The sequence below is a fragment of the Amycolatopsis sp. VC5-11 genome, from assembly GCF_037034185.1.
In the GTDB taxonomy this organism is placed as follows: domain Bacteria; phylum Actinomycetota; class Actinomycetes; order Mycobacteriales; family Pseudonocardiaceae; genus Amycolatopsis; species Amycolatopsis nivea.
The window spans coordinates 364933-384929 of the sequence record NZ_JBAGKF010000003.1 but is presented as its reverse complement, the minus strand read 5'-3'; the positions used below and the strand labels follow the sequence as shown (position 1 = coordinate 384929).

The following is a 19997-nucleotide window of genomic DNA, read 5'->3' as shown; positions in this document are numbered from 1 at the left end:
TCGGCCGGGGAAAACTGCCACGAGCGCGCCGGGTCGGCGAATCACATCGTGGCGATTTACCGCCTTTGACGGTAAGGCTGCGCCGCGAGCCGGTCAACGCGACGCGCGGCGGACCTCGAGGCCGTGTCGAGGCTTTGGCCCGTTCGCCGTACGGGATTGACCTTTTTTACTCGGCTGAGTAACTTATTACTCATGCAAGTAAACATCGACACGCAAGCCGAACTCGGCCTGAGCGTCACCGAGGCCACCACCCGGGCCCAGATCATCGGCGCGACCATCGCCACGATCGCCGACCACGGGTACGCGCGCACCACCTTCGCGCGCATCAAGGAACGGGCCGGGCTCAGCAGCACCCGGCTGATCTCGTACCACTTCACCAACAAGGCCGGCCTCATGCAGGCGGTGCTGAGCACGGTGTCCGAGACCAAATCGGAATACCTGCGCGAGCGCAGCGAAGGCGTCGACCCGGCGGACCGGCCGGGGAACCTGCGCGCGTACATCGAGACTTCGGTCGCGTTCCTGCGCGACTACCCGCAATGCGAGCGGGTGCTGGTCGAGATGGCCGCGCACGCCGACGACCGCGACGGCTGGGCGATGACCGGCGTCATGGTCGGGCAGCTGCGCACCGGCGCGCTGCAACGGCAGCTGGAACAGGGCCGCAAGGAGGGGGCGTTCGGCGACATCTCGCCGGAGATCGTGGCGCTGTCGATCGCGCAGGCCGTCGACGGGGTCGCGGCCGCCTACGCCGCCGATCCGTCCGTGGACCTGGACCGGTACGGCCGGGAACTGGCGGACCTGTTCGCCCGCGCGACCGCGCGGTGAGCTCGTGCCCGGCGGGAGACCGCCGGGCAGGGGCGATCAGGTGTCGGCGCCGCGGAAGTCTTCCGGGGACACGGAGTCGAGGAACTCGCGGAACTTCTCGACCTCGTCCTCCTGCTCGTCCGGGATGATCAGGCCGGCTTCCTCGAGCACCGCGTCGACCGCGTGGATCGGGACGCCGATCCGCAGCGCCAGCGCGACCGAATCGCTCGGGCGGGCCGAGACCCGGATGTCGCCGTCGAAGACCAGCTCGGCGAAGAACGTGCCTTCTTTGAGGTCGGTGATCACGACCTGCTCGAGCTCGCGGCCGAGCGCGCCGATGACCTCTTTGAGCAGATCGTGGGTGAGCGGCCGGGCGGGCCGCACGCCTTGCTGTTCCAGGGCGATCGCGGTGGCTTCGACCGAGCCGATCCAGATCGGCAGGTACCGCTCGCCCTCGGTCTCCCGCAGCAACAAGATCGGCTGATTCGCGGGCAGTTCGACCCGCACTCCGACGACGCGCATCTCGCTCATCGGGCTTCGCCTCCCTCTCGTGCACACGGGCCGCAGCGCTGGCGACGGCTGACGACCGTTGTCTCCGACGCTACCCGTCATCCGGGCGCTGTGCTCGCTCGCAGCGGACATTCTCGGTTCGTGGTCTCGCGAACCGTCTCTCACGGTACGGCATCCCGGCGCTGAGGTTCAGTCATTGACAAGTGAGACGAAAACGCGTCTCGGGCATAAGGGTCAATCGCCGGCGACGCCGCGGATGCCGGCTTTGACGAGCAGCGTGTGCAGCGTGACCGACAGCGCGGCCAGCTCGCGCACGACCTCGTCCGCGCGCGCCTTCGCGTCCGCGTCACGATGCCGGTACGCCGGGGTCACGATCTGCTCCAGCAGGCCGACCTCGCGGTCGGCCGCGGCGCGGAACGCGCGCAGATGCCGCGGTTCGAGCCCGAATTCGGTCATCGCCTTGACGGTGCGGGCGATCAGGACCGATTCCGGGCCGAAAAAACCCGCCGCGCCGGGGCGCAGCAGGCCGTACTGGCACAGCTCGGCGAGCATCGCGTCGTCGATGCCCGCCTGCTCCAGCAGGTCTTCCTGAGTGAGCCGGGTGTCCGGCCCGGTCTCGAAGTCCGCCGCCGCGGGCAGTCCCGCCGGATCGCTCCCGTCGCCGAGCGGCACGAGCCGCCGCGGCAGCTGCGGAGCCGACGGGACCGGCGCGGGCGGCTGCGCGCCCGCGTCGGCCGCGTCGAGCTGCTCCTTGATGACCTTGAGCGGGAGGTAGTGGTCGCGCTGCGCGGACAGCACGTACCGCAGGCGTTCCACGTCCGCCGGCGAGAACTGCCGGTACCCCGAGGGCGTGCGGCCCGGGCGGACCAGGCCTTCCGCCTCGAGGAAGCGGATCTTGGAAATCGTGACATCGGGGAAGTCCCCGCGCAGCTGCGCGAGCACCGCCCCGATGCTCAACCCGTCCCGCCGGGCCTCCTGACGACCGGGCTGCCCGGCCGCCGTCACTGCGCCCCCTGGCCCCCGTGCCCCGGGCCGGTCAGGAAGACCAGGCGGAACTTGCCGATCTGCACCTCGTCGCCGCCGGCGAGGACGGCCTGGTCGACCGGCTCGCGGTTGACGTAGGTGCCGTTCAGGCTGCCGACGTCGATCACGACGAACTCCCCGCCCTCGCGCCGGAATTCCGCGTGGCGGCGGGAAACCGTGACATCGTCGAGGAAGATGTCGCTGTCGGGGTGCCGTCCCGCGCTGGTGGTGTCGCGGTCGAGCAGGAAGCGGGAGCCCGCGTTGGGCCCGCGCTTCACGACCAGGAGGGCGGAACCCGGCGGAAGGGCGTCGACGCCCTGCACCGGTGCCTCGGCGGCCGGCGCGGACTCCTGCTGGCCTTCCATGTCGGCCAGGAAATCGGCCCGGAAGACAGAGGTCCGCTCCGGAGACTGCTCCGGGGGAACGCCGGGCCCGTCGTTCGTGCTCACCTGAGCTCTCCTCTACGCATGAAGTGTTGTCATCGACCAAGAACGTGCAGCTGTCAACGTACCGTGCCCGACCGGCCCGGAACCCTCGGGCTCCCCTTGAGGCTCCGGGGCCCGGCCGAACGGCTCAGCCCTTGATGAGGGCCTGGTACGCCTCGGCCTCGAGCAGCGCCTCGAGACCGGCCGGGTCGTCGAGCCGGATCTCCACGAGCCAGCCCTCGCCGTAGGGGTCGGAGTTGACGAGCTCCGGCGAATCGGCGACCGCCGAGTTGACCGCCACGATCTCGCCGTCGACCGGCGCGAACAGCTCCGAGACGCTCTTCGTGGACTCGACCTCGCCGAACGCGTCGCCCGCCCCGACCTGCTTGCCGACCTCGGGCAGGTCGACGAACACGACGTCGCCGAGCTGGTCCTGCGCGTACTCGGTGATGCCCACCCGCACGAGCGAACCCTCGCGGGTCGCGACCCACTCGTGCTCCTCGGTGTAGCGCAGTTCTTCCGGAGTGGTCAACGCCGCTCCCCTTCCTGGTGCTGGCTTTCGTGCCGACAATCTTCCATCACCGGGTGCGCAGCGCGCGAGCCGCCTGCACGACGTAGAGCGCCCCGGACCAGACATACAGGACGCCGCCCCACACCATGAACGCGTAGGCGATCGGCCGCGCGACCGCCGCGACGTCCGAGCCGCCCTGCGTGAGCAGCAGGAACGGGAAGGCGTACATGAGAACGAAGGTCGCGCCCTTGCCGATGTAGGTGACCTCGGGCGGCGCGAACCCGCCGCGGCGCAGCAGCACCACGCACACCCCGAGCACCAGCTCGCGCAGCACCAGCGGCACGACGACCCACCACGGGATGATGTCGCGGATCAGGAACGCGACGAGCGTGGCGAGGATGTAGAGCCGGTCCGCGGCGGGGTCGAGCAGCTGCCCGAGCCGCGACATCTGGTCGAGCCAGCGGGCGAGCTTGCCGTCGAGCCAGTCGGTGAGCGCGGAGAAGATCAGCAGGGCGAGCGCCCAGCCGTCCTCCTTCGGGCCGAGCAGCAGCCACAGGAACACCGGGACGCCCGCCAGGCGCAGCAGCGACAGCAGGTTGGGGATGTTGAGCGCCTGCCGCCACAGGGAGGGCTCGGTCTGGGGCTCGTCGGGGACCGTGGTCACGCCGGTCAGCCTAGAGCGGACGGGATCGCGAGGTTTGTCCTGGCGGGTGAAAGGCAGGGGTTCGGTTGTGCTGAGGGTGGCTTCGGGCGCGGGACGTCCCGGGGTGCCCTGGTCTGGCGCGGCGTTGGGCATGCGTGGCGGTGGGTTTCTCGCTTCGGCTGACGGGCGCTGTGCGAGGCCGGGGTGTGTCTCGCCGCCGGTGCGGTGCCTTGGGGAGCCGCGCCGCGGCGCGCCCGCCGCGCACCCGCACCTCGCTGCGCGGCGCGGGGTGCTCGACGAATCGGCGCGGCCGGACCCGTTCGGCTCGGCCCTGGAACGATTCCGTCGGTGCGGCGGGTGAATCGGAGCGGCGGGGAGGTCAGCACGGCGGGCGGGCCAACGCCGCGCAAGGCGGTGCGACAGCCGGTCCGGCGCGGCAGGGCGAGCTGGCACGGTGAGCGAACCGGCGCCGCGGTAAGGCAGTGCGGCAAGGAGGTGCGGCAGGCGAGCCAGCACGGCGGGTGAATCGCTGCCGCGGCCGAGCCGCCGCAGCGGGTGAATCGGTGCAGCGCCGGGAAAAACCGCGGATCCGCCGGACGGCGGCCGGAACCCCTCCCCGGTTCCGGCCGCCGTCCGGCGGAAGATTCAGCGGGAGCGTCGCCTGCTGGCCGCCCGGCGGTGGCTCCAGCCGCGGCGCTGCAGCTGCGCGTTGCTGAGCGTTTCGGGGCGGCCGCGGCCGTCGGTGCCCACCCAGCGCGGGCGCACGGCTCCGGCTTCGAGCACGTAGGGGCGGCCGCCGCACCACACCACGCTGCAGGGTTCGGTCGGCGGGTCGGTCGGGGCGTCGGTCTCGGCTGCGGGGGCGGTTTCGGTGCTCATGCTCTCGGTGACTCGTGCTCTCTGGCGTCGGGCTTCGGGGACCTGGAACGCGCGGGGCGCCTGTCCTCTACGTCGGCGCGGGACCGCCGAGCGTTAACCGCCCCGGGACGGATTCCTCCGAACGATGCGTCCCGGCGATGCGGATTTCCCCGTCCGGAAAGCGAAACCAACCGTCCACAGTAGACTCAACCGGCGCCGCTCCGGTGTGTCGGTGCCGCTCAGCGGGGGCGCGAGGGGCCAGAATGGGCGCGACCCCGGAGAAAGGATCGCGGTGCTCCCGTCGAAAACCGTGTACGGGCCGCTGTGCGCGGCTGTGGTGGTTTTGCCCGCGCTCACCGCCTGTTCGGGGGATCAAGCGCCACCGGCAGCCGCCTCGTCGGCGCCCTCCGCTGTCGCCTCGGCCGCGCCGAGCACGCACGCTCCCCCGCCGCTGCCGCAGACCGCGGGCGCGAGCAGCCCGCCCGCCGCGCCCAGCAGCACCGCGCCCGCGCCGAAACCGTCAAAGCAGGCGTCGCCGTCCACTCCGGGCACGTGCGGCACCGTCACCGCGGCGAGCGGGATGACGCTGTACGTCTACGACAACAAAGCCATCCCGTGCGCGGACGCGATGGCGCTCGTCAAGAAGTTCCACCAGGCGATCAACGGCCGCCAGGCGGCGGGCTCGAACAACCCGGTCAACGCGACCGTCGACGGCTGGCTGTGCGTGTCGGGCCCGCCCGCCGCGCAGGGCGGCACCACGTGCAGCAAGGGCGAGCAGACCGTGCTGGCGGCGGTGGTCCCGGCCGAATAGGACCGGGACCGCCACCGCGGCTCTCAGGACTTGAGGTCCGGGAAGTCGTCCTCGCGGAACTCGCCCTCGGGCCGCTCGCCGCCTTCCCGGCCGCGCAGTTCGACCCGGCGGATCTTGCCCGAGATGGTCTTCGGCAGCTCCCCGAACTCCAGCCGCCGGATCCGCTTGTACGGCGCGAGGTGCTCCCGCGCGTACGCCAGGATCTCGCGCGCGGTCTCGGCGTTCGGCTCGCGCCCGGAGGCGAGCACGACGTACGCCTTGGGCACGGCCAGCCGGATCGGGTCCGGCGCGGGCACCACGGCCGCCTCGGCGACCGCCTCGTGCTCCAGCAGGACGCTCTCCAGCTCGAACGGCGAGATCCGGTAGTCCGACGCTTTGAAGACGTCGTCGGTGCGGCCGACGTAGGTGATGTAGCCGCGTTCGTCGATCGAGCCGACGTCGCCGGTGTGGTAGTAGCCGTTCGCGAAGGCCGCCGAGGTGCGTTCGTCGTCGTCCGCGTAGCCCGCCATCAGGCCGACCGGCCGGTGCGCGAGGTCCAGGCAGATCTCGCCCTCGGTCGCGCGCTCGCCGGTGACCGGGTCGACCAGCGCGACCGCGAATCCGGGCAGCGGGCGGCCCATGGACCCGGCCACGACGTCCTGGCCCGGCGTGTTCGCGACCTGGACGCTGGTCTCGGTCTGCCCGAAGCCGTCCCGGATGGTGACGCCCCACGCCTTCTCGACCTGCTCGATCACCTCGGGGTTGAGCGGCTCCCCCGCGCCGACGACCTTCTTCGGCGGCGTCCGCAGCGCGCTGAGGTCGGCCTGGATCAGCATCCGCCACACCGTCGGCGGCGCGCAGAAGCTGGTGATGCCGCAGCGGTCCATCTGCGCCATCAGCGCGGCCGCGTCGAACCTCGCGTAGTTGTACAGGAACACCGTCGCTTCGGCGTTCCAGGGAGCGAAGAAGTTGCTCCACGCGTGCTTGGCCCAGCCCGGCGACGAGATGTTGAGGTGGACGTCGCCCGGTTCCAGCCCGATCCAGTACATTGTGGACAGATGGCCGACCGGATAGGAAACGTGCGTGTGCTGCACGAGTTTCGGCTTCGCGGTGGTGCCCGAGGTGAAGTACAGCAGCAGCGGGTCCTCGGCGCGGGTGACCCCGTCCGGGGTGAATTCGGCGGCCGAGGCGTACGCGGTTTCGAAGGCGTGCCAACCGGAAACCGGCTCGCCGACCGCGATCCGCGTGTAGTCGCCTGCGACGTCGGCGAACTTCTCCGCGTCGACGTCGCGCACGATCACGTGTTTGGCGTTGCCCCGCTCCACCCGGTCCACGAGGTCGGCCGGGCCGAGCAGCGTCGACGCCGGGATCACGACCGCGCCCAGCTTGATCGCCGCGAGGATGGTCTCCCACAGCTCGCCCTGGTTGCCGAGCATGACGATCACCCGGTCGCCGCGCGCGACGCCAAGGCCGCGCAGCCAGTTCGCGACCTGGTTGGACCGCGCCGACATCTCCGGGAACGTCCAGCGGTTCTCGGTGCCGTCCTCTTCCACGATCCACAGCGCGTACCGCTGCGCGTTCGCCGGGTCCGCCGCGATCGCGTCGAACCAGTCCGTGGCCCAGTTGAACTCGTCCAGCTGCGGCCACGCGAACTCGCGGTAGGCGGTTTCGTAGTCCAAGCGGTGGGCCTGCAGATAGTCCCGCGCCGCGCGGAATGCCTGGTAGCCGGTGACCTCAGCGCCGTTGCTCACGTCGTACTCCTCGTGCTCGCTTTCCCGTGCCTGTTTTACTCGCCCTTGAAGTCCGGCGCTCGTCGCTCCAGGAAGGCCTGGACAGCTTCCTGGAGGTCCTTGCTCGGCAGGAAGGCGGAGTTCCACGCGGCGACGTAGCGCAGGCCCTCGGCGACCTGGCGTTCGGTGTTCGTGGACAGCACCTGCTTGGTGCCCTGGACGACCAGCGGCGGGTTCGCGGCGATCTCCGCGGCCAGTTCGCGGGCCTTGGCGAGCAGCGTCTCCTGGTCCGGGTACACGTCGTTGACCAGGCCGATCTTCTCCGCGCGCGCGGCGTCGACGTCCTTGCCGGTCAGCGCCAGCTCGCGGACGTGCCCCTCGCCGATGATGGGCGCGAGCCGCTGGAGGCTGCCGATGTCGGCGACGATCGCGACCTTCACCTCGCGGACGCTGAACTTGGCGTCCGCGCTGGCCAGGCGGATGTCGGCGGCCGTGATGACGTCCACGCCGCCGCCGATGCACCAGCCGGACACGGCGGCAACGACCGGTTTGCGGCATTCGGCGATCGAGCTGACCGCCTGCTGCAGCCGCTGGATCTCGCGGTGGAACTCGGTGCGCGGCCCGGCCAGCGCGTCGCCCGCCAGCAGCGGGGCCCAGCCGCCCATCATCGCGGGCAGGTCGAGGCCGTAGGAGAAGTGCTTGCCGCTTCCGGTCAGCACGACGGCGCGCACGCGCGGGTCGGCGTCGAGGGCGGCGAACCCCAGCGGCAGCTCGCGCCAGAAGTCGGGGCCCATCGCGTTGCCCTTGCCCGGGCCGAGCAGGGTCACCTCGGCGACCGGTCCGTCGAGGTCGACGCGGAGCGAGGCGAGTTCGGGAAGGGCGGCTACTGGTTCGGTCATGCCGATCATCTTGACTCATCCCCCCGACCCCAGCCCATCCGGTTGACACGGTGCCAACGGCGCTGCGGGATGCTTTCCTGGAGACCCGAGGTGGAGAGGGAGGCGCCCGTATGGACCCGGCACCCGTGCCCGTCGCCGACGCCCCGCCGGCGGAACCCGCGGCGGCCCGCAAGGCCCGGCCGATCGAGCTGTCCGGCTCGTTCCGGCACGAGGGCCAGCGCCTGTGCTACACCGAGTACGGCAGCGGCGACCGCGTCGTGGTGCTGATGCACGGGATCATGTTCACCCGCCGGATGCACGCGCCGCTGGCCAGGCGGCTCGCCCGCGCGGGGTTCCGCGTGGTGACCCTCGACCTGCTCGGCCACGGCGATTCGGACCGGCCGACGCAGTCGTGGCGCTATTCGATGCCCGCGTTCGCCGAACAGGCCGTCGCGCTGCTCGACCATCTGGAGATCGAGGACGCGGTGGTCGGCGGCACCTCGCTGGGCGCGAACGTGGCGCTGGAGGTGGCCGTGGCCGCGCCGTCGCGGGTGCGCGGGCTGGTGGTCGAAATGCCGGTGCTGGACAACGCGATCATCGCCGGGCTGCTGACCTTCGCACCCCTGTTGTTCGCCGCCCGCTTCCTGCCCGCGACGGTGCGCGGGGTGGCGTTGGCCGCGCACCTCGTGCCGCACGGGAACCAGTGGGTGGACGTCATCACGGACACGCTGAGCCAGGAGCCGGCGCCGATGGCCGCGCTGCTGCACGGCGTGCTGTTCGGCCGGGTCGCGCCGCCCAAGTCGATCCGGGGCACGATCACCACGCCGACGCTGGTGATCGGGCACGAGGGCGACCCAATCCATCCGTTCGGCGACGCGGGCAGCCTGGCCGAGGACCTGCCGAACGCCGAGTTCGTCCAGGCCCGCAGCCCGGTCGAGCTGCGGTTCGACCCGAAGCGGCTGAGCGCGGCGATCCGGGACTTCGCGTTTCGCCGGTACCCCGCCTGAGCCCGGCCCCCGCGGTCCGTGAAGGGCTCCTTGAGGGAATCTGATTCCCTCAAGGAGCCCTTCACGGACTTGGTGGGGTGCGACCGCGTTTTGGCTTCACAGCGGGGCGGCTGCGCTGGTGGCTCGACCGCGGTCGGCTGGGCGGGCGGGCTTGGAACTCGCGGGGGCCGGGCTAGCGCACCCAATGTGGCATTGGGTGCGTGCGACGCACCCAATGCCACATTGGGTGCGTTCCGGCGGCAGGGCTCGTCCGCGAACGGCACCCTCCGGACCCGCGCCCGGCAAGGAAGGGAGACCCGCGGAAGCAGCGTCCTACCGGGCTCCCCTCAGACTTCCGACCGGCCGCGGTCAGTCCTGGTCGGATTCGGGGAATTCCGGCGGCGCCTGGAGGTCGTGGGCGCGGAACAGCACCGCGTGCGCCACCCCCATCGCCTTGCCGCTCATCGCCGTGAACTGCGGGATGAAGTCGGCGGGCGCGGGGTGGTCCGGAAGCGCGGCCAGGTACGCGGCGTGCGCCTCCAGGGAAGCGACGCCGCGCCGCACCGGCTCTCCCGTGATGTCGACGCCGTGGGTCGCCCCGGAACCCGGAAGTCCCGGGACCAGGTACCAGCGCGCCGAATGCGGAGCGAGGCCCTCGTCGTCGATCTGCTCCGGGAAGACCCACCGGTTGCCCGCGTCGCGGATCGCGTCGAGGGTCGCGAGCCCGGCGGCGCGGTGGTCGGCCTGGTCGAAGCCGTACGGAGTTTCGACGTCGAATCCGCAGCCGAGCACGACGTCGGGCTTGAACCGGCGGATCTCGCGGGCGATGTCGCGGCGCAGGTCGAGGCCGTAGACGAGCACGCCGTCCGGGTGTTCGAGGACGGTGAGGCGCTCGACGCCGACGGCCGCGCACGCGTTGCGCTGTTCGGCGACGCGCAGGCGGGCCGTCTCCTCGGGCGGGTTCGGCATGCCTGCCTCGCCGCGGGTGAGCAGGAGGTAGCCGACCTCGATGCCGCGCGCCGTCCAGCGCGCGACGGCCGCGGACGTGCCGTACTCCATGTCGTCCGGGTGCGCGACGACGCAGAGCACGCGCCGGAAGGACTCCTCGGGCAGGGCAGGCAAGGTCATACCGGACATCTTCGCGCGCGGACGGCCCGCTGTCTGCGTTATCCGGGCTGATTCCGGTCCAGCCCGGCCACCGGGCCGAACACGATCACCGCCGGCGGGCGGACTCCCGCGGCCGCCGCTTCCTCGGCCACCGAGGCGAGCGTCGAGCGCAGCACCCGCTGGGTCCGCATCGTCCCGTCCTCGATCACCGCGACCGGCGTGTCGCCGGGGCGGCCGCCCTCGAGCAGGGCGGCGGCGAACTTCGGCAGCCGTTCGACGCCCATCATCAGCACGATCGTCCCGCGCATCCGGGCCAGCAGCGACCAGTCCACCAGCGACCGCTCGTCCCCCGGCGCGACGTGCCCGGACACGACGACCACCTCGTGCGCGACCCCGCGGTGCGTCACCGGCACGTCGGCCACCGCGGGCACCGCGAACGCCGAGGTGATGCCCGGGACCATGGTCACCGGCACGCCCGCCTCGGCGCACGCCTGGACCTCTTCGAACCCGCGCCCGAACAGGTACGGGTCGCCGCCCTTGAGCCGGACGACGAACTTGCCTTCCTTGGCCTTCTCGATGAGTGTCCGGTTGATCACGTCCTGGCTCGCCGCGCGGCCGTACGGGATCTTCGCCGCGTCGACGACCTCGACCTCCGGCGCGAGCTCGTCCAGCAGATCGCGCGGGCCGAGCCGGTCGACGACCACGACGTCGGCGCGCGAGAGCAGCCGCCGGGCGCGGACGGTGATCAGGTCCGGGTCGCCGGGCCCGCCGCCGACCAGCGCGACGCCGGGCAGCGTGCCTTCCGGATGCGGCTGGCGGCCGTCCTCGATGGTGCCCGCGTGCAGGCCGTCCAGCATCGAATCGCGGACCGCGGCCGAGCGGAGCGGCTCGCCGCCAGACAGGACGCCGAAGAGGAGACCGCCGTGCCGCCCGGTCGCCGGGGTCACCGCCGAACCCGACTCGCCCTCGTCGGCGCGGACGCAGAAGACGCGTTCCCGCTCGGCCTCGGCACAGATCGCGGCGTTGGTCTCCGGGTCGTTCGTGCAGGCCAGCGCGTACCAGGCGTCCTTCAGGTCGCCTTCGGCGTAGCGGCGCTGATGCCACACCAGTTCGCCCGCGTCCGCCATCCCCTGCACCGACGGCGTCGTGTGCGGCGACACCAGTTCGACGCGGGCGCCCGCGCTGATCAGGCGGGGCAGCCGGCGCTGGGCGACGGAACCGCCGCCGAACACCACGACGCGGCGGCCGGTCAGGTTGAGGCCGGAAAGGTAGTGCGGGTCGTCCATGCGCGGAAGCATATGGGCGAGGCGCGGTCTCGCACGGCGAGCGTGGGTCATGCCACGCCGGAGTGTGGCTCAGGCCGCTGAGTCCGTCGGCGCGGTTCGCAATTCGGACATGTCGTCGTCGCGCCCGCGCTTCGGGCGTCACTCCACGCGGAAAACCGGACCGCGCGGCACGAACGGCAGCCGAGCGCCGCGCGGAACCAGAAACGCGTGCTCCCGCGACGGCCGCACGTGGTCGCACTGCGCGTCGGTGATGATCAGCACCGGGCCGTCCGCCGGGAAATCCGGGGCGCGGCGCAGCAGATCGACCCCGGGCTGCAGCCGGGTGCCGCCGCGGCCGCGGACCTTCACCCGGCCCGCGATGTCTTCCACCGCAAGGTATCCGGCGTCGTAAGCGGCCGCGTCGCAGAAGACCACCCGGGCGGCCGGGACGTCGCGGGCCCGCGCGTACGACGCGATCGCGCCGAGCGCCTTGCCCAGTAGTTCCGCGTTCATCGACCCGGACGTGTCCAGCACGACGCCGAAGGTCGCGCGGCGGTCGATGCGTTCCGGACGGACCAGGCCCGGGCGCGGGATGTCCGGCGTCGCCGACTGACGGCGCGACGCCCGCGCGTAGCTGCGCACCAGCTGCTCGGCCCGGACGTGCTCGTCGAACCACCGGGCCAGTTGCGCGTCCCACGGCAGCGGCGGGTGGTCCAGAGCGCGGATCTCCTGTTCCAGCCCGAGCGGCAGCAGGCCGCGGCCCTGCGCGTGGTGATAGACCAGGCCCTGGCCGAGCGCGCGGCGATAGAACTCGTCCAGGTCGACGCCGCCGGCCCGGTCGCCCTCGCGCCACGGCAGCGGCTTGGGTTCCGCGCGGCGCGACGAGCGGCGGGCGGCGGCGTCCGGTTCGGACAGCCAGTCGCCGAGGACGTCGCCTGCCTCGCGGCCGCCCAGCGTGCGCAGTTTGCGGGCGCGGCGCAGGTCGGTGGTCAGCGTGTCGTATACCGATTCCGCGGACAGCCCGGCGAGCTGCGGATCGTGCAGCCCGTCGCCGGGCAGCTCGCCGACGCCGAGGACGACCAGCCAGCCGTTGATCACGTAGTCGCAGGCGACGTTCCACAGGTACGGGTCGCGGCCGAGCGCGCGGCGGTCGTGCCGGAGCGCGGCGTGCAGCATCTCGTGCGCGAGCACGAACCGCCATTCCTCGGCGGTCAGCGCGGCGTGCGGGTTGACGTAGATCTCGCCGTGTTCGGCGTCGACCGCCGCGACCGAGATGTCCCAGGCGCGGACCACCTCCGGATCGGCGATCAGCGTGAACCCGGCGGCCACCGCGCCCAGCAGCGGGAACGACGACGCGAACCAGCCCAGCGCGCGGTCCCACTCCCCCAGGGTCCGCCGGTGCCGGGTCTGGCCGCGCGCGTCGGCGGCCCGCTCCATCGCCTCGGTGGCCGAGGCGATCAGGCCCTGCGCGAACCGCTCGGTCCACGGCGCGGACTTGCCGTGGTACTGGACGTGCCAGCGGCTCGGCGGCTCCGCGAGCGCGAGGCACGGCCGGTCGCCGCCGGTGCCGAGCGCACGGAAGACCTCCGGGACGCCGGTGTCGCGCCAAGAGCGGGCAAGGGAAAGCTCGTCCGTGCCGGGAAGTTCGGGCAGGAGCGTGAGCGGCGTCCCGACCCGCACTGCCTCCGCGAATCGGTGCACCGCAACGCAACACGCCGCGCTGTAGCTCGCGTCGACGGCTCGGTCAGCGGTGATCGCGTCCGCCTCGGCGAGCTGTTCCTCGTCCAGATGGCCGAGGCCGAGGTGCAGCAGCAGATGCGCGAACACCCACGCCCACTCGGCGGGATCGGCGTCGCGGGCACGGTTCGCGGTGATCAGTCCCGTGTCGGCGACGACAGCCCAGGCCTCGGAGCCGGTCAGGCTGACGCGGTCCAGGCTCGCGCGCTCCGCGAGCCGCTTCAGCACGGTGTTCGCGCGGACCAGTGCCCAGCCCGCGTCGATCGCTTTGTTGCGGCGTTCCCGGAGGCGGGCGTCGGAACGGACACTGCTCATGCCCGAGCCGCCACCAGCCGCGGCAAATCGCGCGCGGCCTCGACCAGGAACCACGACGGCAGGCGCGGGTTGCCCGCCTCGTCGTCCGCGATCACCAGCTGCGCCATCTCCAGCGAGATCTCCGCCAGTTCCACCAGCAGGCTCTTCGCGCGGAACGCGAACTGGCGCACCGCCGCCGACGCGTGCCGCTTGTCCGCGGGCAGGTCGCGGGCAAGCCGGACGCGGAACGTCTCGGCGAGGAAGTAGAGCAGGTCGCGCTCGTCCGGCTCGGCGGGCCAGCGCGCGTCGCCCTTGAGGATGGCTTCCAGGTCGTAGGCGTGCCGCGCGACCTTGAGGTACGACCGAAACGCTCCGGCGTGCTGCGGGGTGAGCGTGGCGTACGCGAGCAGCCCGACGGTCTCGTCGTCGAGCGGATCGCCCGCCGAGTGCAGCAGGTCGGACAGCATGTGCCAGGACCGCGGCGTGGAGAACGGTTCCTCGGTCTTCGGCGGCTGGCTCCACAGGTGGTCCGGGCGCTGGGTCAGGTACTCGACCACCGCCGGGTGGATGTCGTTGCCCGCCGCCCAGGCGAGCCAGTCGCCCGCCGACGCGCGCAGGTGGAGGTGGACCAGGCGGTTCACCAGCGCCGAGGCCATCGGCCGGGCGAGCGCCTGGTCGGTGGCGCGGTTCCCGGCGCCGATCACCACCGAACCGGGCGGCAGCTCGTAGGAGCCGATCCGGCGGTCGAGGATCAGCGAATAGAACGCCTTCTGCACGTCCGGCGACGCGGCGTTGAGCTCGTCCAGGAACAGGCAGTACGGCTCGTCGCGGGCGATCTGCTCCGGCGGGCAGAACCGGCTGCGGCCGTCGGCGATCTGCGGGACGCCGATCAGGTCCTCGGGCGCGAGCTGGGTGCCGAGCAGCGACACGCATTCGAGGCCGAGCGCCGCCGCGAATTCCCGGACCAGCGACGACTTCCCGATTCCGGGCGCGCCCCAGAGGAAGACCGGCCGGACGACGGCGGTCGTGAGCAGGATGTCGGGCAGCTGGGCAGGCGTGACCGTGAGCTGGGCGTGCACAACGCGGACCTTTCCGGTTTCAGGACATCCACGTGCGACGCCCGTTTCGTGCCGTTATCGTCCCGCGCCCGGCCCGCTGCCCGCATCCGGTTTTTTCAGCTCCGCGCCGCCGTCGGGTACGGCAGGAGCGCCATCTCCCGTGCGTTCTTGATCGCGGTGGCCACCTGTTTCTGTTGCTGCGGCGTCAATCCGGTGACCCGGCGGGCCCGGATCTTGCCGCGGTCGGAGATGAATTTCCGCAGCAGGTCGACGTCTTTCCAATCGACCTGGGTGATTCCGGCCGTATGGAAGGGATTCGGGCGGCGGCGCGGCGTGCGGTCCGGTTTGGGCACGGCGATCACCAGCTCGACTTCGAGACGCCGGGCAGTTCCCCGTTGTGCGCCATCTGCCGCATGCGCACCCGGGACAGCCCGAATTTCCGCAGGTATCCGCGCGGGCGGCCGTCGGCGGCGTCGCGGTTGCGAATCCGCGTGCGGCTCGCGTCGCGCGGCATCCGTTGCAGCGCAACCACTGCGTCCGCCTTCTCGTCGGCCGAGGCGGACGGCGACGCGATCACCGCCTTGAGCGCGCGCCGGCGTTCCACATACCGCGCGGCGATCACCTTCCGCTGCTCGTTCTTCGCGATCTTCGACTTCTTCGCCATCAGCGTTCTTCCTTGAATTCGACGTGCTTGCGCGCCACCGGGTCGTATTTCCGCAACACCATCCGGTCCGGATTGTTGCGGCGGTTCTTCTTGGTGACATACGTGTAGCCGGTGCCCGCGGTCGACCGCAGTTTGACGATCGGCCGGATGTCGGTGCTTTTCGCCATCTAGAACTTCGCTCCCTTCGCGACGAGATCGGCGACCACGGCGTCGATGCCGCGTTTGTCGATCGTCTTCATGCCCTTCGCCGACACCTTGAGCCGCACGGTGCGGCCGAGGCTCGGCACGTAGTAGCGGCGCGTCTGCAGGTTCGGCTCCCACCGGCGCGACGTGCGGCGGTGCGAATGCGAGACCTGCTTGCCGTAGCCCGGCTTGCGGCCGGTGACCTGGCACACGGCTGACACGGACCCTCCCAAGTTGATAGTGACATTCATGTTCAACTACGCTCGTCACCGTACCCCGCCCCGTCGTCTGGAGATCCAGTGCCCCAACGTCCGCGTGTCCCGCTCGTGCTCTGCAGCGGGATCGCCCGCACCGGCGACCTCGCCGCGCTCCTGCTCCGCGCGAGCCCCGGCACCGCCGTCGTCCACCACGACCTGCGCGACATCGGTTCCGGCGTCGTCCGCCGCCGGATCCTGCTGCGCGGGCGCGACGAGCTGACCCCGCTCGAACTCGCGCACGGCTGCGTCAACTGCACGCTGCGCGAGGACCTGCTGCCGCTGCTGCGCCGGCTGGCCCGGATGCCGCAGGTCGACCGCATCGTGGTGCGGCTGGACGAGGCGATGGAGCCGGAGCCGGTGAGCTGGGCGATCCGCAACGTGCTGGTCGGCGACCGCCCGGTGAGCGACGACGTCGAACTCGAAGCGGTGTTCACCGTGCTGGACTGCGCGACCTGGCTCGCCGACGTCACCGGCGACGACCTGCTCGCCGAGCGCGGCCTGCAGGGCAGCCCCGAAGACGAGCGGACGGTCGCGCAGGTCGCACTGTCCCAAGTGGAATCCGCGGACGTGCTCGTGCTCGCCGGAGCCGCGCCGGACGCGTGGTGCGCGGCCAAATCCGCCGCGGTGCTGGACCGGGTCGCGCCGTCCGTCCCGCGCGTCGAGCTGGCCCGCACCGACGCCGCCGGGCTGTTCGCCGCGATCCCGGCCGACGCCCGCCGCGGCGAGGTCACCGACCTGCACGGCGCGTTGCTGCGCGGCGCTCCGCCACTGCACCCGGACTGCGGCATCGAACTGCTGCGGTTCACCGCGCAGCGCCCGTTCCATCCGGAGCGGCTGCACGAGGCGATCGACCTGCTGCTCGACGGCGTGGTCCGCACTCGTGGCCGGGCCTGGGTGGCGAGTCAGCCGGACGTCGCGTTCTGGATCGAATCGGCGGGCGGCGGGCTCGGCATCGGGCACGCCGGCCCGTGGCTCGCCTCGCCGGACGGACCGGACTGGGCCGACGTCTCCCCCGAACGCCGCACGCTCGCCTCGCTGCGCTGGGACCCGGTGCACGGCGACCGCGCGCAGGAGCTGGTGATCGTCACCGACCAAGCCGCTCCCGCGGAGATCGAGAGCGCGTTGCAAGCCGCCTTGCTCACCGACGCCGAACTCGCCGAAGGCGAAGCGGCCTGGCGCGCCTACCCCGATCCGTTCGGGGACTGGCACGAGGACCCCTGCGAAGAAACCGAAGAACCCGACCGGCACGCGAACGCCGCCAACCAGAAGGACGAAACCCTGTGAAACCCGGCATCCACCCCGACTACCACCCGGTGGTCTTCAAGGACTCGTCGACCGGCGACGCGTTCCTGACCCGCTCCACCGCCACCTCCGAACGGACCATCGAATGGTCCGACGGGAACACCTATCCGCTGGTGGTGGTGGACATCAGCTCGTGGTCGCATCCGTTCTGGACTGGCACCCAGCGGATCCTCGACTCGGCGGGCCAGGTCGAGAAGTTCCACCGCCGGTACGGGCAGCGCCGCGCCGGGGGTGCGCGCTGATGGCCGTCCCGAAGCGGAAAATGTCGCGCAGCAACACCCGGTCGCGGCGCTCGCAGTGGAAGGCGGCGGCGCCGGACCTGGTGCCGATCGTCGTGGACGGCGAGCGGAAACTGGTGCCGCGCAAGCTGATCAAGCACTTCCAGCGGCTCGAGCGGTGAGCGTCCCGGTCACTGTCCTTTCCGGATTCCTCGGCGCCGGGAAAACCACGCTGCTCAACCGGATCCTCGCCAACCGCGAGGGCCTGCGCGTCGCGGTGATCGTGAACGACATGAGCGAGGTCAACATCGACGCCGCGCTCGTGCGGGACAGCGTGTCGCGGACCGAGGAGCGGCTGGTCGAGATGACCAACGGGTGCATTTGCTGCACCCTGCGCGAGGATCTGCTCGACGAGGTCGCCCGGCTGTGCGAGGACGGCCGGTTCGACCACCTGCTCATCGAGTCGAGCGGCATCTCCGAGCCGATGCCGGTCGCGGCGACGTTCTCCTTCCCCGCCGACGACGGTTCCCCGGTGCTGTCGTCGGCGCGGCTGGACACGATGGTCACCGTGGTGGACGCGGCGAACTTCGCGCGCGAACTGGCGCGCGGGGACAGCCTGGCCGAGCGGAGGCTGGACCAGTACGAGGGCGACGAGCGGACGGTCAGCGACCTGCTGATGGACCAGGTGGAGTTCGCCGATGTGCTGCTGCTGAACAAAACCGACCTCGTCACCCCGGCCGAACGGGACCGGCTGCTCGCCTCCCTGCGCCGCCTCAACCCGGCCGCCGACGTCGTGTCCGCCGAGTTCGGCCGGGTGCCGCTGGAGCGGGTCTTCGGCACCGGCCGGTACGACGCCGAACGCGCGCAGGAAGCGCCGGGCTGGGTGGCGGAACTGAACGGCGATCACGTGCCGGAGACCGAGGAGTACGGCATTTCCAGCGTCGTGTTCCGCTCCGCGCGCGCGTTCGACCCGGTGCGGTTGTGGGAGTTCGTGACCTCGCGACTGGACTCCGGCGAGTTCGGCACGGTGCTGCGGTCGAAGGGATTCTTCAGCCTCAGCACTCGGCCGGGCACGCTCGGGCTGTGGTCACAGGCAGGCAGCGTCGCACGGTTCGAACCGCAAGGCGTCGCCGACGGGCCCCGGCAGGAACTGGTGTTCATCGGCGTCGGGCTCGAGCACGCCGCGCTCCTCGACGCGCTCGAAACCTGCCTCTCCGAAGCCCCCGCCACCGACGACCCGTTCCCCGAATGGGAACCGGTCCACGTCCACCAAGGACAGTTCCGGCTCACGGCCGCACCACCGTGAGCCGGAACCGGCCACCTACCGCAGCCGCGTGCTCCACCGCCTCAGCACCCCGGCCGGGCACGCTCGGGCTGTGGTCACAGGCAGGCAGCGTCGCACGGTTCGAACCGCAAGGCGTCGCCGACGGGCCCCGGCAGGAACTGGTGTTCATCGGCGTCGGGCTCGAGCACGCCGCGCTCCTCGACGCGCTCGAAACCTGCCTCTCCGAAGCCCCCGCCACCGACGACCCGTTCCCCGAATGGGAACCGGTCCACGTCCACCAAGGACAGTTCCGGCTCACGGCCGCACCACCGTGAGCCGGAACCGGCCACCCACCGCAGCCGCGTGCTCCACCGCCTCGCCGACCGCGGACAGCGCGAACTCGTCCACCGAGAACTGCGTCAAGTCCAGCAGTCCGCACCGGGCCAGCGCGATCAGCTTCGGCACTGCGTCGCGCGGGTACATCCACCGGCCCCGCACCGTCACGCTGTTCAGCATCAGCCACGGGTACGGCAGCGCGAGGTCGTCCCCGATCCCGCCCATCAGCACCACGCGGCCGAACTCCCGGACCGTCATCGCGGCCGCGCGCACGGCGGTGACCGACGCGGACGGCGGCAGCAGATCCAGCACCAGATCCACTGGTCCCGCCACGGAGAGCATGGCCTCGCGGTCCTCGTCTTCGTTGCCGCTCACCACGACTGTCCGGACCCGGTGGCCGAAGCGCCGTTCCAGATCGGCCAGCGCGGACCGGTTCCGACCCGGCGCGATCACCTGACCCGCGCCCATCGCGAGCGCCACAGCCACCGCCGCCCCGCCGTACGTGCCTGTCGCGCCGCTCACCAGCACCGTTTCCCCCGGCTGCAATCCGCCGTCGAGCAGGCCGCCGTACGGCACCAGGCAGATCCCGAGCGCGGCCCACCGGCCCGCGTCGGCCTCGTCGATCTCGCCCAGCGGGGCCGCGTTCTCCGTCGGGACCATGATCTGCTCGGCGAACCCGCCGTTCCGGAAGTGGCGCTGCAGAGCCAGTCCCCCGTCGCCGCGCGCGGTCAAGCCTTGCAGGACGACGTCCGGCGTCACCGCGTCGTCACGGGAGCGGACGGTCGGGTCGCAGCGGACCCAATCGCCCGGCCGGAGTTTCGTCGCGTCGGGGCCGACCGACCGCACCCGTCCGACCGCGCCGGTGCCCAGGATCGCGGGCAGTTCCAGCGCGTACCGCCGGGCGCCGCTGACCACCTCGGCGGTGTAGTGCAGCACCGGCGCCGCGACGACGTCCACCACCACCTCCCCGGTGCCCGGCACCGGCTCCGCGACCTCCTCGACCGACAACGGGCGCCCGAATTCCCTGAGCACAGCAGCCTTCACCGAATCCTCCTTCGTCCCGCCCCCATCGTCGGCACAATCGGGGGCGGCAACCAGGAGTCCGTCGCTACCAGGATGGTTCGTCCGTTTCGCACGAGTTGAACAGGCTAGGTTTA

General features: G+C 71.7%; 25 protein-coding genes and 1 pseudogene. 8 read left to right on the top strand and 18 right to left on the bottom strand.

The features are described 5' to 3' along the window. The first annotated feature begins 192 nt into the window (after positions 1-192). The gene (locus WA670_RS13325) at positions 193-822 is read left to right on the top strand and encodes a TetR/AcrR family transcriptional regulator (protein WP_037805720.1); all 630 of its coding nucleotides are present in this window, start codon (positions 193-195) and stop codon (positions 820-822) included. Positions 823-858: 36 nt separating this feature from the next. Here WA670_RS13325 and WA670_RS13320 read toward each other — a convergent pair whose 3' ends face one another. The 7 genes from WA670_RS13320 to WA670_RS13290 all read right to left on the bottom strand — a co-directional run bounded on the left by WA670_RS13320 (position 859) and on the right by WA670_RS13290 (position 5323). Next, positions 859-1332: a bifunctional nuclease family protein gene (locus WA670_RS13320; protein ID WP_009078856.1), complete on the bottom strand. Its 474-nt coding sequence runs from the start codon at positions 1330-1332 to the stop codon at positions 859-861. 213 nt (positions 1333-1545) lie between these two features. Beyond that, a complete protein-coding gene (ftsR, locus tag WA670_RS13315) occupies positions 1546-2316 on the bottom strand; it encodes a transcriptional regulator FtsR (protein ID WP_063697699.1) in 771 nt (256 codons plus the stop codon). After that, positions 2313-2783 (bottom strand): glycogen accumulation regulator GarA, encoded by a 471-nt coding sequence (gene garA / locus WA670_RS13310; protein ID WP_009078859.1) that lies wholly within the window; start codon positions 2781-2783, stop codon positions 2313-2315. Before garA ends, ftsR begins: the two co-directional genes overlap by 4 nt. 124 nt (positions 2784-2907) lie before the next feature. Then, positions 2908-3291, bottom strand: a complete 384-nt coding sequence (gene gcvH, locus WA670_RS13305) for a glycine cleavage system protein GcvH (RefSeq protein ID WP_037805718.1) — start codon at positions 3289-3291, stop codon at positions 2908-2910. 46 nt (positions 3292-3337) lie between these two features. After that, positions 3338-3934, bottom strand: a complete 597-nt coding sequence (locus tag WA670_RS13300) for a CDP-alcohol phosphatidyltransferase family protein (RefSeq protein ID WP_336157854.1) — start codon at positions 3932-3934, stop codon at positions 3338-3340. Positions 3935-4558: 624 nt separating this feature from the next. Further along, on the bottom strand, positions 4559-4792 hold the full coding sequence (locus WA670_RS13295) for a hypothetical protein (RefSeq protein ID WP_037805714.1): 234 nt from the start codon (positions 4790-4792) through the stop codon (positions 4559-4561). A 351-nt stretch (positions 4793-5143) separates the two neighbouring features. Then, the gene (locus WA670_RS13290) at positions 5144-5323 is read right to left on the bottom strand and encodes a hypothetical protein (RefSeq protein WP_336157853.1); all 180 of its coding nucleotides are present in this window, start codon (positions 5321-5323) and stop codon (positions 5144-5146) included. Between the two features lie 28 nt (positions 5324-5351). Here WA670_RS13290 and WA670_RS13285 point away from each other — a divergent pair, with 28 nt between their 5' ends. Then, positions 5352-5582: a hypothetical protein gene (locus WA670_RS13285; RefSeq protein WP_037714276.1), complete on the top strand. Its 231-nt coding sequence runs from the start codon at positions 5352-5354 to the stop codon at positions 5580-5582. A gap of 23 nt (positions 5583-5605) precedes the next feature. Here WA670_RS13285 and WA670_RS13280 read toward each other — a convergent pair whose 3' ends face one another. Together WA670_RS13280 and WA670_RS13275 are read right to left on the bottom strand one after the other, a co-directional pair. Beyond that, positions 5606-7312: an AMP-binding protein gene (locus WA670_RS13280; protein ID WP_134727469.1), complete on the bottom strand. Its 1707-nt coding sequence runs from the start codon at positions 7310-7312 to the stop codon at positions 5606-5608. A 35-nt stretch (positions 7313-7347) separates the two neighbouring features. After that, the gene (locus tag WA670_RS13275; RefSeq protein WP_442893093.1) at positions 7348-8199 is read right to left on the bottom strand and encodes a crotonase/enoyl-CoA hydratase family protein; all 852 of its coding nucleotides are present in this window, start codon (positions 8197-8199) and stop codon (positions 7348-7350) included. 101 nt (positions 8200-8300) lie between these two features. Between WA670_RS13275 and WA670_RS13270 the strand changes: the two genes are divergently transcribed. Next, on the top strand, positions 8301-9176 hold the full coding sequence (locus tag WA670_RS13270) for an alpha/beta fold hydrolase (RefSeq protein WP_037805709.1): 876 nt from the start codon (positions 8301-8303) through the stop codon (positions 9174-9176). A 348-nt stretch (positions 9177-9524) separates the two neighbouring features. Here the strand turns inward: WA670_RS13270 and WA670_RS13265 are convergent, their stop codons facing one another. The 8 genes from WA670_RS13265 to rpmB all read right to left on the bottom strand — a co-directional run bounded on the left by WA670_RS13265 (position 9525) and on the right by rpmB (position 15684). Then, on the bottom strand, positions 9525-10292 hold the full coding sequence (locus WA670_RS13265; RefSeq protein ID WP_336157851.1) for a PIG-L deacetylase family protein: 768 nt from the start codon (positions 10290-10292) through the stop codon (positions 9525-9527). A gap of 29 nt (positions 10293-10321) precedes the next feature. Next, a complete protein-coding gene (gene cobA / locus WA670_RS13260) occupies positions 10322-11548 on the bottom strand; it encodes a uroporphyrinogen-III C-methyltransferase (protein ID WP_037806542.1) in 1227 nt (408 codons plus the stop codon). Positions 11549-11686: 138 nt separating this feature from the next. Beyond that, positions 11687-13579 carry a vWA domain-containing protein gene (locus WA670_RS13255; RefSeq protein ID WP_336157850.1) on the bottom strand — a complete coding sequence of 631 codons (1893 nt, stop codon included), beginning with the start codon at positions 13577-13579 and terminating at the stop codon, positions 11687-11689. Continuing rightward, positions 13576-14637, bottom strand: a complete 1062-nt coding sequence (locus WA670_RS13250; protein WP_336157849.1) for a MoxR family ATPase — start codon at positions 14635-14637, stop codon at positions 13576-13578. Before WA670_RS13250 ends, WA670_RS13255 begins: the two co-directional genes overlap by 4 nt. Before the next feature lie 95 nt (positions 14638-14732). Continuing rightward, positions 14733-14978, bottom strand: coding sequence for a 30S ribosomal protein S18 (gene rpsR, locus WA670_RS13245; RefSeq protein ID WP_037805702.1), 246 nt, complete (start codon positions 14976-14978; stop codon positions 14733-14735). After that, positions 14975-15280: a 30S ribosomal protein S14 gene (rpsN, locus tag WA670_RS13240; protein WP_037805700.1), complete on the bottom strand. Its 306-nt coding sequence runs from the start codon at positions 15278-15280 to the stop codon at positions 14975-14977. Before rpsN ends, rpsR begins: the two co-directional genes overlap by 4 nt. Further along, positions 15280-15447 (bottom strand): 50S ribosomal protein L33, encoded by a 168-nt coding sequence (gene rpmG / locus WA670_RS13235; protein ID WP_037805699.1) that lies wholly within the window; start codon positions 15445-15447, stop codon positions 15280-15282. Before rpmG ends, rpsN begins: the two co-directional genes overlap by 1 nt. Beyond that, positions 15448-15684, bottom strand: coding sequence for a 50S ribosomal protein L28 (gene rpmB, locus WA670_RS13230; protein ID WP_009078885.1), 237 nt, complete (start codon positions 15682-15684; stop codon positions 15448-15450). It lies immediately after the preceding gene. Between the two features lie 78 nt (positions 15685-15762). Here rpmB and mrf point away from each other — a divergent pair, with 78 nt between their 5' ends. The 5 genes and pseudogenes from mrf to WA670_RS13205 all read left to right on the top strand — a co-directional run. Then, positions 15763-17004, top strand: coding sequence for a ribosome hibernation factor-recruiting GTPase MRF (mrf, locus tag WA670_RS13225; protein WP_134727465.1), 1242 nt, complete (start codon positions 15763-15765; stop codon positions 17002-17004). Then, positions 17001-17264 (top strand): type B 50S ribosomal protein L31, encoded by a 264-nt coding sequence (locus tag WA670_RS13220; protein ID WP_037805695.1) that lies wholly within the window; start codon positions 17001-17003, stop codon positions 17262-17264. Before mrf ends, WA670_RS13220 begins: the two co-directional genes overlap by 4 nt. Further along, a complete protein-coding gene (gene rpmF, locus WA670_RS13215; RefSeq protein ID WP_037805693.1) occupies positions 17264-17422 on the top strand; it encodes a 50S ribosomal protein L32 in 159 nt (52 codons plus the stop codon). The genes WA670_RS13220 and rpmF overlap by 1 nt, the downstream gene beginning before the upstream one ends. Then, positions 17419-18546 carry a GTP-binding protein gene (locus WA670_RS13210; RefSeq protein ID WP_336157848.1) on the top strand — a complete coding sequence of 376 codons (1128 nt, stop codon included), beginning with the start codon at positions 17419-17421 and terminating at the stop codon, positions 18544-18546. Before rpmF ends, WA670_RS13210 begins: the two co-directional genes overlap by 4 nt. 44 nt (positions 18547-18590) lie before the next feature. Beyond that, positions 18591-18839 (top strand): annotated as a pseudogene (locus WA670_RS13205) (GTP-binding protein); the annotation flags it as partial. Here the strand turns inward: WA670_RS13205 and WA670_RS13200 are convergent. After that, the gene (locus WA670_RS13200) at positions 18820-19884 is read right to left on the bottom strand and encodes a zinc-binding dehydrogenase (RefSeq protein ID WP_238605896.1); all 1065 of its coding nucleotides are present in this window, start codon (positions 19882-19884) and stop codon (positions 18820-18822) included. The pseudogene WA670_RS13205 and the gene WA670_RS13200 sit on opposite strands and share 20 nt — an antisense overlap. Positions 19885-19997 lie beyond the last annotated feature (113 nt).